The organism is Blautia sp. HCP28S3_G10 (assembly GCF_052065235.1).
Classification (GTDB): Bacteria; Bacillota; Clostridia; order Lachnospirales; family Lachnospiraceae; genus Blautia_A.
In genome coordinates, this window is the sequence record NZ_JBQHUL010000030.1 from 17,840 (window position 1) to 30,077 (window position 12,238).

11 protein-coding genes are annotated in these 12,238 nt (G+C 41.3%); 7 read left to right on the forward strand and 4 right to left on the reverse strand.

Translation table 11 applies throughout. From position 1 onward, the window contains the following. Positions 1–27 precede the first annotated feature (27 nt). The 7 genes from ACTNB8_RS12060 (at position 28) to ACTNB8_RS12090 (ending at position 8,351) form a co-directional block, all read left to right on the forward strand. Positions 28–2,400, forward strand: a complete 2,373-nt coding sequence (locus ACTNB8_RS12060) for a ribonucleoside triphosphate reductase (protein WP_441055002.1) — start codon at positions 28–30, stop codon at positions 2,398–2,400. A gap of 136 nt (positions 2,401–2,536) precedes the next feature. Next, a complete protein-coding gene (locus tag ACTNB8_RS12065) occupies positions 2,537–2,956 on the forward strand; it encodes an amino acid-binding protein (protein ID WP_441055004.1) in 420 nt (139 codons plus the stop codon). A gap of 6 nt (positions 2,957–2,962) precedes the next feature. Further along, positions 2,963–3,673: an AzlC family ABC transporter permease gene (locus ACTNB8_RS12070; RefSeq protein WP_441055006.1), complete on the forward strand. Its 711-nt coding sequence runs from the start codon at positions 2,963–2,965 to the stop codon at positions 3,671–3,673. Next, positions 3,670–3,990: an AzlD domain-containing protein gene (locus tag ACTNB8_RS12075; RefSeq protein WP_296156526.1), complete on the forward strand. Its 321-nt coding sequence runs from the start codon at positions 3,670–3,672 to the stop codon at positions 3,988–3,990. The genes ACTNB8_RS12070 and ACTNB8_RS12075 overlap by 4 nt, the downstream gene beginning before the upstream one ends. Before the next feature lie 380 nt (positions 3,991–4,370). Beyond that, positions 4,371–5,069, forward strand: a complete 699-nt coding sequence (locus ACTNB8_RS12080) for an ABC transporter ATP-binding protein (RefSeq protein ID WP_441055008.1) — start codon at positions 4,371–4,373, stop codon at positions 5,067–5,069. An 11-nt stretch (positions 5,070–5,080) separates the two neighbouring features. Further along, entirely contained in the window at positions 5,081–7,396 is a 2,316-nt protein-coding gene (locus tag ACTNB8_RS12085; protein ID WP_441055010.1) for an ABC transporter permease, read from the forward strand. A gap of 163 nt (positions 7,397–7,559) precedes the next feature. Continuing rightward, positions 7,560–8,351: a shikimate kinase gene (locus ACTNB8_RS12090; RefSeq protein WP_441055012.1), complete on the forward strand. Its 792-nt coding sequence runs from the start codon at positions 7,560–7,562 to the stop codon at positions 8,349–8,351. A gap of 78 nt (positions 8,352–8,429) precedes the next feature. Here ACTNB8_RS12090 and ACTNB8_RS12095 read toward each other — a convergent pair whose 3' ends face one another. The 4 genes from ACTNB8_RS12095 to aroD all read right to left on the reverse strand — a co-directional run bounded on the left by ACTNB8_RS12095 (position 8,430) and on the right by aroD (position 12,211). Next, a complete protein-coding gene (locus tag ACTNB8_RS12095; protein ID WP_441055014.1) occupies positions 8,430–9,434 on the reverse strand; it encodes a TRAP transporter substrate-binding protein in 1,005 nt (334 codons plus the stop codon). A 10-nt stretch (positions 9,435–9,444) separates the two neighbouring features. Next, a complete protein-coding gene (locus tag ACTNB8_RS12100; protein ID WP_441055016.1) occupies positions 9,445–10,734 on the reverse strand; it encodes a TRAP transporter large permease in 1,290 nt (429 codons plus the stop codon). Continuing rightward, a complete protein-coding gene (locus ACTNB8_RS12105; RefSeq protein ID WP_441055018.1) occupies positions 10,734–11,294 on the reverse strand; it encodes a TRAP transporter small permease in 561 nt (186 codons plus the stop codon). Before ACTNB8_RS12105 ends, ACTNB8_RS12100 begins: the two co-directional genes overlap by 1 nt. A gap of 155 nt (positions 11,295–11,449) precedes the next feature. Then, entirely contained in the window at positions 11,450–12,211 is a 762-nt protein-coding gene (gene aroD / locus ACTNB8_RS12110; RefSeq protein ID WP_441055020.1) for a type I 3-dehydroquinate dehydratase, read from the reverse strand. Positions 12,212–12,238: the final 27 nt, after the last annotated feature.

Below are 12,238 nucleotides of genomic sequence, written 5' to 3' on the forward strand. Positions count from 1 at the left end.
AAAGCAGACAAGGGAGGAATGAGCACAATGTTTCAGGTTGTAAAACGAGACGGTGAGGTTGCAGACTTTCAGATGTCAAAGATCACAGCCGCTATTGATAAGGCTTTTGACGCAAAAGAAAAAATATACAGCAGGGATATGGTAGACCTTCTTGGACTGCGGGTCACAGCAGATTTTCAGTCTAAGATCCATGACAACAAAGTAACTGTAGAAGATATCCAGGACAGTGTGGAGAATGTTCTGATCCAGGCAGGTTACAGTGATGTTGCAAAAGCATATATTCTCTATCGTAAACAGAGAGAAAAAATCCGTAACATGAAATCTACGATTCTCGACTATAAAGAAATCGTGGACAGTTATGTAAAGGTGGAGGACTGGCGTGTAAAAGAAAACTCAACCGTTACATATTCTGTAGGTGGGCTGATCTTAAGCAATTCCGGTGCTGTAACAGCCAATTACTGGCTGTCTGAGATTTATGACAATGAGATTGCAGATGCGCACAGAAACGCAGATATCCATATTCATGATCTTTCCATGCTGACAGGTTACTGTGCAGGCTGGTCACTGAAACAGCTGATTCAGGAGGGACTTGGCGGAATTGAAGGAAAGATTACTTCAGCACCCGCAAAACATTTAAGTGTTCTCTGCAATCAGATGGTAAATTTCCTGGGTATCATGCAGAATGAATGGGCAGGTGCACAGGCATTTTCTTCTTTTGACACTTATCTCGCACCTTTTGTTAAGGTAGATAACTTAAGCTACAGAGATGTTAAGAAATGTATTGAATCTTTCATCTATGGTGTGAATACACCGAGCCGCTGGGGTACCCAGGCACCATTTTCCAATATTACTCTGGACTGGACAGTCCCGGATGATCTTGCAGAACTTCCGGCTATTGTAGGCGGTAAGGAAATGGATTTCAAGTACAAAGACTGCAAGAAAGAAATGGATATGGTCAACAAGGCATTTATCGAGACCATGATCGAGGGAGATGCCAACGGACGTGGATTTCAGTATCCAATTCCGACTTATTCCATCACAAAGGAATTTGACTGGTCAGATACAGAAAACAATCGTCTTCTTTTTGAAATGACAGCAAAATATGGAACTCCGTATTTCTCAAATTATATCAACAGTGATATGAAACCGAGTGATATCCGAAGCATGTGCTGCCGTCTTCGCCTGGATCTCCGTGAACTCCGCAAAAAGAGCGGTGGATTCTTTGGTTCTGGTGAAAGTACAGGATCTGTTGGTGTTGTTACGATCAATATGCCAAGAATTGCATATCTGTCCAAAACTCCGGAGGAGTTTTACAGAAGACTGGATCGCCTTATGGATATTTCAGCAAGATCTCTTCACATCAAACGTGAAGTTATCACCAAACTTCTGAATGAAGGACTCTATCCATATACGAAGAGATATCTTGGAAGTTTTGATAACCATTTCTCCACGATTGGTTTGGTAGGAATGAACGAAGCTGGTCTTAATGCATGCTGGCTTGGCTGCGATATGAGTGATGAGCGTACCCAGAAATTCACAAAAGAAGTTCTGAAACATATGCGTAACCGTCTTTCTGATTATCAGGAACAGTATCCGGGTGAACTCTTCAACCTTGAAGCAACACCTGCTGAATCCACAGCGTACCGTCTGGCAAAACATGACCGTAAGCGCTGGCCGGATATCCGTACTGCAGGAAGCAAGGGAGACACACCTTACTATACAAACAGCTCTCATCTGCCTGTTGAATTCAGTTCAGATATTTTTGATGCACTCGATATTCAGGATGAACTGCAGACACTGTATACATCAGGAACTGTATTCCATGCATTCCTTGGGGAGAAACTTCCGGACTGGAAAGCAGCGGCCTCACTGGTACGTAAGATTGCAGAGAATTACCGACTTCCTTACTATACAATTTCTCCGACGTATTCAGTCTGCAGGGAGCATGGTTATATAAGCGGAGAGCACTTCACCTGTCCGAAATGTGGAAAGAAAGCTGAAGTCTACAGCCGTATTACCGGATATTACCGTCCTGTACAGAACTGGAATGATGGTAAGACCCAGGAATACAAGAACCGTACACTGTACGACATTACACATTCCACACTTAAAAAAGTTCACACAAGCATGGTTACCATGACTGAGGATGACGTGAAGGTAGAGCCTGTGGAGACGCATAAATACCTCTTTACAACAAGCACCTGCCCGAATTGCCGTATGGCCAAAAAGATGCTTGAGGGAGAGAATCTGGAGGTCATAGATGCAGAGAAAAACCCTGACATGGCTCGTCAGTTCGGAATCATGCAGGCCCCGACACTTGTCATTACAGATGGTGAACATCTGAAAAAATATGTAAATGCATCCAATATCCAGAAATATGTAGATGAAGAGTTGGATTAATAATCACAAAGTAAGACCGTTTGTCCGGAAAACATGGACAGACGGTTTACTTTTTGTATAAACGTGAGTATAATAAAGAAAGTTATGTTACTGTAATGTGATAAACAGTAAATGCAGAGGATGAGGAGAGAAAATCATGATCAAACAGAATATAATCTTTGTAGAAAACAGAGCAGGAAGCCTTCAGAAGGTTACTGGCCTTCTGGCCGAAAAAGGAATCGATATTTATGGATTTGCATGTTTTGATGCACCGGAATTTGCTTTATTCCGCATGGTGACTGATCAGGCAGATGAAGCAGAAAAAATTCTCAGCGAGAACGGATATATGAACCGTACTACAGAAGTTATTGCTGTAGATCTCAAAGATCAGGTCGGAGGTCTTAATGAAGTTCTTAAGGTACTTGGCGAGTGCAACGTAAACCTGGATTATATTTATACATCTTACCACAGAGGTAACAGTCTTCCTATCATGATCCTTCAGGCAGAAGATGTTTTTATGACAGAAAATGTTCTGAAAAATAACGGATTCCGTGTACTGAGCAGTCTGGAGGACTAAAAAATCATGAATAAAGCTGGTTTTCGGAAAGGAATACAGGATGGTATTCCTATTGGGGCCGGATATTTTGCGGTCTCATTTACGTTCGGCATGATGGCTGTATCCGGTGGCCTGACACCCTGGCAGGCTGTTCTGATCTCACTGACAAATCTCACATCAGCAGGACAGTTTGCAGGCCTTGGTATTATTGTTGCCTGTGGATCGATGTGGGAAATGGTACTGACACAGCTGGTTATTAACCTGAGATATTGTCTGATGTCATTCTCTCTATCGCAGAAACTGGAGAAAAATGTTTCTACAGGACACCGTCTTGCTGTGGCTTTTGGAGTGACGGATGAGATTTTTGGTGTCAGTGCAAGTCAGGAAGGACGTATAAGTCCATGGTATAATTATGGCGTAATGAGTATGGCCATTCCAGGCTGGACTTTAGGAACGCTTGTCGGAGCTGTACTTGGAAATGTACTTCCGGGCTTCCTGGTAAGTGCTCTTAACGTTGCGATTTATGGAATGTTTCTTGCCGTTATCATTCCTCCAGCAAAGAAAAACAGAGCCGTATTTGGCGTAGTAATAGGGGCTATGGCACTGAGCACTGTTTTTGCAGAAGTTCCTGTTCTGAACAAAGTATCTTCCGGTTTTGTGATCATTATCACAACAGTTGTAGTAGCAGGACTGGCAGCACATTTCTGCCCGATATCTGAAGAAGGGGAGGGTGCATGATGGCAAATGTATATGTTTATATTTTTGTGATGGCAGGCGTCACTTATCTGATCCGTATGCTTCCGCTGGTACTTTTTAAGAAAGAAATCACAAGTCCTTTTGTGAAATCTTTCCTATATTATGTACCATATGCATGTCTTGCGGCAATGACATTTCCGGCAATTCTTACTGCAACATCGGCAGGTATTGTTTCGGGAATTGCGGCGCTGATTGTTGCACTTATTGCGGCATACAGAGAAAAAAGTCTTCTTACAGTTGCAGTATGTGCCTGTGCTGCTGTATTTATAGTAGAACGTGTGATGGAATTGGTAATGTGAGATAACAAAATCTGCAGTGATTTATCGAAAGATGAGTTGCTGCTTTTTTTTGCATTCTGTTACCTGGCACTGTAATAATATCCAAAGATATGTTGCTGTTCACTCCGTTCACAGCCCTTGGTCAAAATCCATTCCAAATCACCTTCGGTGATGGGATTTTGCCCTGTATGTCTCGGGATTTTGCCATATTCATGGCAAAACACCTCGCGGGATATTACCAGTGAACAGTTACAAAGAAATTTCGAAAATTCACGAAAACGATTGCATCTATTGACAAGAGAGATAGTTTAAACTAACATAGTAATAGCTATAACTAACCAAAGATAGATATCACTATTTACAGATGGTTATATCAATCTTCGATGAAAAGGAGAAATGTTATGTTTTTGGAAATTAGGGGGATAAAGAAATCTTTTGGTGTGGGTGACAGCAGGGTAGATGTACTGAAGGGACTTGATCTTGATATTGAAAAAGGAGAATTCTGTGTACTTCTGGGGCCATCCGGTTCTGGAAAATCCACGCTTCTGAATATTATCGGAGGAATTGACAGCGCTGATGAAGGGAGTATTTCCATAGAAGGAGAGCGGCTGGCAGATATGACAGAAAAAAAACTGTCAAAATACAGAAGAAATCATCTGGGATATATTTTTCAGATGTATAATCTGATACCAAATCTTACAGTACGTGAAAATATCGAGGTCGGTGCATACTTAAGTAATCGTGCACTGGATGTAGATGAACTCCTTCATACACTTGGCATATATGAACATCAGAGGAAACTGCCGAACCAGCTTTCGGGCGGACAGCAGCAGCGTACAGCTATAGGCCGAGCCATTATAAAGAACCCTGATATTCTTCTGTGTGATGAGCCGACGGGAGCCCTTGATTACAATACATCAAAAGAAATCCTGAAGCTGATAGAGACGGTTAATCAGAAATATGGAAATACCATAGTTATGGTTACACATAATGATGCAATTAAAGATATGGCTGACCGTGTTGTAAAACTTCGTGATGGGATGATACGTAAGAATTATGTAAATGAACATAAGATTCCGGCAACGGATCTTGACTGGTAAGGAGGCACTTCATGAAAAATCCTTTACGAAAACGCCTTCCGAGAGAACTGAAAAGCGAACTGGGAAAATATTTGGTGGTTTTTTTTCTGATGATCTCAACAATTGGATTTGTTTCGGGCTTTCTTGTTGCTGATGGAAGCATGCTTATTGCATATAATGAGAGTTTCAGCAAGTACAATATAGAAGATGGTAATTTCAGTATCGGAGAAAAAATTTACAGAGGCCAGAAAGAAGCCATTGAAGAGCTTGGCGTGAAAGTATATGAGAATTATTATATAGAAGATACTCTTACAAATGGCAGTACCATGAGATTTTTTAAAAACCGTACAGATGTAGACAAAGTTTGCCTTATGGACGGTGAGATGCCGGAGAAAACAGGTGAAATTGCAGTTGACCGTATGTATGCGGACAATAATAATCTGAAAGTCGGTGATACCTTAAGTGATGGCAAAAAAGAATGGAAGATCACCGGTCTCGTGGCGCTGTCCGATTACAGTGCATTGTTTCAGAGTAATAATGATACAATGTTTGATTCTGTAAAATTCGGCGTCTGCATTGTGACAGATGGAGAATTTGCATCTCTTGACCAGGATAAGATACAGTATAATTATTCCTGGATTTATGATAAATCTCCAAAAACAGAAAAAGAGGAAAAAGATATTTCAGAAGATCTTATGAAAGACATCGGAAAAGTTGTCACACTGGAAAGCTTTATCCCACGTTATCAGAACCAGGCAATCAGATTTACCGGAGATGATATGGGAAGCGATAAGGCCATGATGGTTGTGCTGCTTTATATAGTTATTGTGATCATGGCTTTTGTGTTTGGTCTTACAACCAGCAATACCATAACAAAAGAGGCAGCAGTGATCGGAACACTGAGGGCTTCAGGTTATACGAAAGGGGAACTGATACGACATTATATGGCTCTTCCGATTGTAGTGACACTGGTCGGGGCAATAGTGGGAAATATACTTGGATACACTGTTTTCAAAGATATATGTGCAGGTATGTATTATGGAAGTTACAGCCTTCCCACGTATGAGACTGTATGGAATGCAGAGGCATTCCTGCTGACGACAGTAGTGCCTGTTGCAATCATGCTGGTGGTAAATTTTGGAATCCTTCATCACAAATTACGACTTTCTCCACTGAAATTCCTGAGAAGAGATCTTTCGGGCAGAAAAAGAAGAAAAGCAGTATATTTAAGTCCGAAGTTAAAAATTTTTACAAGGTTCCGCCTTCGCGTTATTTTTCAGAATTTCAGTAATTATATTGTCCTGTTTATAGGAGTGGTATTTGCAAATCTGCTGTTGTTTTTCGGGCTGCTTCTGCCTTCAGTACTGAATCATTATCAGCTGGAAATTCAGGACAATATGCTTGCAAAATATCAGTATATGCTTTCCATGCCGGTAAGTGTCATGGGTGGTGGTAACAAGCTGGACAGTTTTGTGGCTATGCTGCTTTTTTCAAATAACACAGAGACAGACAATGAAGATGCAGAAGAGTTCAGTGCATACTCGCTGAATACGATTCCCGGCAAAGTAAAGAGCGAGGAAATCCTTCTTTATGGAATCGAAGATGACAGTAAGTACGTAGATATAAATCTGGGAGATGGTATTTATATTTCTTCAGCATATGCGGATAAATATGGTATTAAAGCCGGTGATACGATCACTCTGAAAGAAAAATATGAAGATGATGAGTATTCTTTTTATATAGACGGAATCTACGATTATACGGGCGGCTTATGTGTATTTATGAAAAAAGCAGATCTGAATGACACTTTTAATCTGGGAGAAGATTATTTCAGTGGATATTTCAGTGATACGGAGATTACGGATATTGATAACAACTATATTGGATCAGTTATCAATCTGGATGCACTGACAAAAGTATCCCGGCAGCTTGATGTATCCATGGGAAGTATGATGGGAATGGTAAATGGCTTTGCAGTTGTAATTTTTATGATACTTATTTACCTGCTCTCGAAGATCATCATAGAAAAAAATGCACAGTCTATATCCATGACGAAGATACTCGGTTATACAAATGGTGAGATCAGCAGGCTATACATTATGTCTACATCACTGATGGTAGTAATCTGCCTTCTGGTAAGTCTGCCCCTGGAAACTGTGATCATGAAAGTGCTTTACAGAGAAATGATGCTTCAGAGCCTTTCGGGCTGGATAACGCTGTGGATCGATCCACTGATATATGTGCAGATGTTCGTGATCGGAATTATAACATATGCGGTAATTGCAGTTCTGGAATACAGAAAAATACGTAAAGTTCCTATGGGAGAAGCGTTGAAAAACGTTGAGTGATCATTCTGAGTAAAATTTTTTGTTAAAAAATAGATTTTAAAAATTATCTGCTTTATATTGTTAAAGCGTTAAATAACTGCTATAATGAGGACACTTGACGGAAGCAGATAACAGATACTGTATTTCGGAAAATGTACGAAGTGGATAAAGGGGAACAAAAATTATGAATCAGTTGGAAGTACTCAGAGAAAGCCTTGGACAGTGTGACGAGATCATTCTTGATGCACTGCTCATGAGAAATAGAATAGTAGAAGACATTATGGCTTATAAGGAAGCTAATGATCTTCCTATCCTTCAGCCGGAACAGGAAGCAAAACAGAGAGAATGGCTTGCAAAGAGGATGGAAGGCCGCAGACATACAAATGAAGTGTCGGCAGTTTTTGACGAGATTACACGTAACAGTAAGAGAATCCAGGCACGTAAGCTTTTTGATTACAATATCGTGCTGATCGGCTTTATGGGAGCCGGCAAGTCAACCATTTCTGATTTCCTTAAGACTGTTTTCGCAATGGATATCGTGGAGATGGATCAGATCATTGTCGAAAGAGAAGGCATGAGTATTTCTGATATTTTTGAAACATATGGAGAGGAATACTTCCGTGATCTGGAAACAAAACTTCTTATTGAGATGCAGTCCAGAACAAACGTAGTCATTTCCTGTGGTGGTGGTGTCCCGATGAGAGAACGCAATGTAGTGGAAATGAAGAAAAACGGTCGTGTTGTTCTTCTTACAGCAAAGCCGGAGACAATCCTGGAGCGTGTAAAGGATAATCATGACAGACCGCTTCTGGAGGGAAACAAGACAGTTCCTTATATTGCTGAACTTATGGAAAAACGTCGTGAGAAATACGAGGCAGCAGCAGATATCGTGATCGAAACAGACGGAAAGAGTGAACTGGTGATTTGTGAGGAACTGGTACAGAGTCTTCGTGCACTGGATGCAGAAGAAAAATAATAAAAAATGCTGTGGGGAATACAGTTAATATGTATTTTCCACAGCATTTTTTATGGATATACCAGAGTTGTTGTTCTGTTATTTACCACTTATATAGGAATTGTAAATGGCAGGACTGATGGAATCCTCAATCGTTTTGTAAACACTTTCTGATGCCTTACGGATTTCTTTTCTTGTTTCAGCAGAAAGAGTGATGATCTCAGTACCACTTTCTTCAATCGTTGCGACTCTGTCTGCGATTCTCGCATCAGACTGTTCACGCGCGTATTCTGTGGCCAGTTTTGCTGCTTTTGTCATGATAACCTGTTCATCTTTCGGCAGATCTTTAAAGAAATCATCGTTAACGATCAGTGAGATCAGATGTGGCAAATGGTTCGTTTCAACTACATAATCCTGCTGTTCATAGAGCCTGTTGGAAACGATAACCTCGTAGGGATTTTCCTGTGCATCGATCGTATGCTGCTGAAGTCCGATATAAACCTCATTGAAAGTCATTGGCGTCGGGTTTGCACCGAGGGCTTTCCAGAAAGCAATGTGATAGCTGTTTTCCATGGTACGGATCTTCTGACCCTTGAAGTCACTGAGATTTTCAACTTTTTTGTTTGTACTCATGATACGGAATCCCTGGTCAGCCATACCGAGAAGATGATAGCCGCCATCCGTATAGACATCACTGATCAGGCTGTAAAATTCGGGGTTATCAATTTTGGCCCTGCATTCGTCGAGTGTATCAAAAACACATGGCAGGTCGAAAACTGCCAGATCGTTCATAAAGGAAACCTGAGGAGCTGTATTCTGTACAACAAAAGGAATATCACCGTCTGCGCAGGTTTCCAGAAGGTCTCTGTCACCACCAAGTGTGGAGTTTGCGTAGACCTGGATCTTCATTTTTCCATTACTTAAATCTGCAACTTCAGCGGCAAACTTTTCCGCAAAGATCTGTGTAACGGTATCCTCAGGACTTGCGGTGGCAAGCGGCCAGGAATAGCGCTGCACTTCATCATCAGAAGAATTACAGCCTGTCATGGTGAAGGCAAGAATACCGGCCGCAGCCAGAAGGGGAATACATATATATTTTTTCATGTTGTGCCTCCTATAAAATTCCAATTGAGATTGCAGGAATGAAGGTGATCAGAAGCAGTGCCACAAGGAAAAAGCAAATCATGGGCATAGCTTTTCTGGCTATGTTCATAACAGGCACATTTGTGAGAGAACCTGCCACAAAAAGGTTGACACCGATCGGAGGTGTAACAAATCCGATGGCAAGATTTACAACCATGATAACACCAAACTGAACAGAATTCATGCCGATTGCCGTTACGATAGGAAGGAGGATCGGTGTAAGGATCAGGATAGCAGGTGTCGTGTCCATAACCATTCCCACGATCAGAAGGAAAAGGTTGATGATCAGAAGAATAGATACGGGACTGTGAAAATTATTCAGTATAAACTCGCTCACTGTCTGCGGAACCTGCATAAGCGTCAGAACTCTGGAAAAGGCAGTAGAGGCAGCAAGGATAAAGAGAATCGGTGTAAAGGTTCTGATAGCTTCTACAAGGATAGCCCAGATATCTTTCAGTTTAATACTTTTATAAACAAGAAGACTGATGATCAGAGCATAAAATACCGAGATTACAGCAACTTCTGTAGGTGAGGCAATGCCGCTGTAAATACAGCCGAGGATAATGACAGGACTTAAAAGAGCAAAAAAACTTTCTTTCAGAACTTTCAGAAGTCCTTTATCGTGAAGAATTTTTACTTCTGCATGTATTTTTTCCCTGTCTTCACCGTAGCGTTTGCAGTAATAAAAAGCATAGAACATCAGAAGTCCGCCGATCATAAGACCAGGAATGACGCCTGCCAGGAAAAGGTCGCTGACAGAAGCACCGGAAGCCATACCGTACATGATAAATGGTATACTTGGTGGAATAATAACACCAAGTCCGCCGGCAACAGCAACAATGGCAGTAGAAAAGGTAATGTCATAGCCGAGTGCAGTAAGAACTGGTATAGTCATACTTCCGACAGCTGCTACAGTTGCAGGTGCAGATCCGGAGATAGCTCCGTAAAACAGGCAGGTGACGATAACTGCACAGGGCATTCCTGCTGTGAATCTGCCAAGAAAATAAGCAAATACGTCAAAAAGTTTCTTTGAAATTCCACCCTTGGCCATGATGATACCGGAAAGTACAAACATTGGTACTGCAAGAAGGGGAAAGGAATCCAGACCGCCAAACATGGCGCGGATCAGATATTTGGCACCTACAGTAAAGGAAGGATCGAATACAGAGGGGAGAACAGAAGTGATTCCCAGTGTGATCGATACAGGAACTGCGATGACCAGAAGCAAAACAAAAATAATAAATAAAACAACGACCGGCATTAGTGTTCCTCCTCATTTGAATTTGCCTGAATAAATGATTCAGGAATATTTCGCTCCGGATGAGCAGGGTCAAAAACATTTTCTCCACGGGCTACACGGAATTCGATGATCCAGCGCTGCAGAACACGGAAGGCAACCAGAATAAAGGCAACCAGAGGAGCTGCCTGTACATAGTACATGGGAATGCCGCAGGCCGGTGAAAGCTGCCCGCTGTGAACAGAAGACATCATATAGGACCAGGCAAACGGAATCATGTAAACAAAAAACACCAGTTCAAATGTATGATTTATAACTTTAAAAATGGCTTTCCCTCTTCGTGGAAAAATTGCAACAAACTGTTCTATTTTAATAGAAAGACATTTTTTGGTGCAGTAGCTGACGCTCAAAAATCCACTCCAGATAAAAAGATATCTGGTAAGTTCCTCGGACCAGGACAGAGACATGCCCAGAACATATCTGCAAAGAACCTGTATTCCCATGATCAGCGTCATGGCGATCAGAAAAATAACAAGAATGAATTCTTCCAGGTTCGCATCCAGCCAGTGAAGTATTTTTTTCATGGAAGACCTCCCTTTTTTATATTTAAAACATCTGCGAATTGCATTGTTATAAATAACTTTCGCAATTCTGTACCCTGGTGTTACATAGAGAAACACCGGTATTCCTATTTTAAATAAAAATACCGGTGAGTTCAAGAAGCAATTATGGGGTAATATCACATTGCATTATGAAGAAGTCCAAGAATGGTATTCAGATCATTGACACCCATCTGACCAGGTGCGGAGGCTTTCTTTGCAGCACCAAAAGTCATGGAAGATCCGAATACTTCGCCGCAGAGACGGCTGATAACACCGGTTCCGGCCATAGACATAGTAATAATCGGACGGTCAGCATAACTGGTTGCCATTTCTTCTGTTGCAGACAGAAGCGTCAGGACATCTTTTTTATTCTGAGGCATAACTGCAATTTTTGGAATATCAGCACCCATATCCTGCATTTTGCGGAGACGGTAAATGATATCTGCTTTTGCAGGAGTTTTGAAGAAATCATGATTAGAAGCGATAACTTTTACACCGGCTGCGTGAGCACCGTCAATAATTTTTCTTACAATCTCATCTCCTGTAAAAATTTCAACATCAATAAGATCAACATACCCTGTAGCAGCAGCTTTCAGGTTAAGTTCTGCATATGCTTCCGGTTCGATAGCTTTTTCACCGCCTTCTCTGGAAGTACGGAAAGTCATAAGAAGGGGGATGTTTCCGAGTACTTCATGAAGATCTTTCAGCGTGTCTTCAACCTGCGCAAAATCGAATACACCTTCAAACCAGTCAACACGCCATTCTACAACATCAACAGGAATGGAGTCAAAGGTTTTAGCTTCTTCTATGATATCTTTTTTTGTAACGCCTACGATAGGAACAATGATTTTTGGTGCACCTGCACCGATTTCAATATCTCTGATTTTGATTGTGTTCATGACGTTTCCTTTCTTTTTCTGGTTTAG

What these genes read in the sequence shown, in the direction of transcription:
- ACTNB8_RS12060 (WP_441055002.1), top strand. Translation starts at nt 28, where the DNA reads ATGTTTCAGGTTGTAAAACGAGACGGTGAGGTTGCAGACTTTCAGATG.
- ACTNB8_RS12065 (WP_441055004.1), top strand. Translation starts at nt 2,537, where the DNA reads ATGATCAAACAGAATATAATCTTTGTAGAAAACAGAGCAGGAAGCCTT.
- ACTNB8_RS12070 (WP_441055006.1), top strand. Translation starts at nt 2,963, where the DNA reads ATGAATAAAGCTGGTTTTCGGAAAGGAATACAGGATGGTATTCCTATT.
- ACTNB8_RS12075 (WP_296156526.1), top strand. Translation starts at nt 3,670, where the DNA reads ATGATGGCAAATGTATATGTTTATATTTTTGTGATGGCAGGCGTCACT.
- ACTNB8_RS12080 (WP_441055008.1), top strand. Translation starts at nt 4,371, where the DNA reads ATGTTTTTGGAAATTAGGGGGATAAAGAAATCTTTTGGTGTGGGTGAC.
- ACTNB8_RS12085 (WP_441055010.1), top strand. Translation starts at nt 5,081, where the DNA reads ATGAAAAATCCTTTACGAAAACGCCTTCCGAGAGAACTGAAAAGCGAA.
- ACTNB8_RS12090 (WP_441055012.1), top strand. Translation starts at nt 7,560, where the DNA reads ATGAATCAGTTGGAAGTACTCAGAGAAAGCCTTGGACAGTGTGACGAG.
- ACTNB8_RS12095 (WP_441055014.1), bottom strand. Translation starts at nt 9,434, where the DNA reads ATGAAAAAATATATATGTATTCCCCTTCTGGCTGCGGCCGGTATTCTT.
- ACTNB8_RS12100 (WP_441055016.1), bottom strand. Translation starts at nt 10,734, where the DNA reads ATGCCGGTCGTTGTTTTATTTATTATTTTTGTTTTGCTTCTGGTCATC.
- ACTNB8_RS12105 (WP_441055018.1), bottom strand. Translation starts at nt 11,294, where the DNA reads ATGAAAAAAATACTTCACTGGCTGGATGCGAACCTGGAAGAATTCATT.
- aroD (WP_441055020.1), bottom strand. Translation starts at nt 12,211, where the DNA reads ATGAACACAATCAAAATCAGAGATATTGAAATCGGTGCAGGTGCACCA.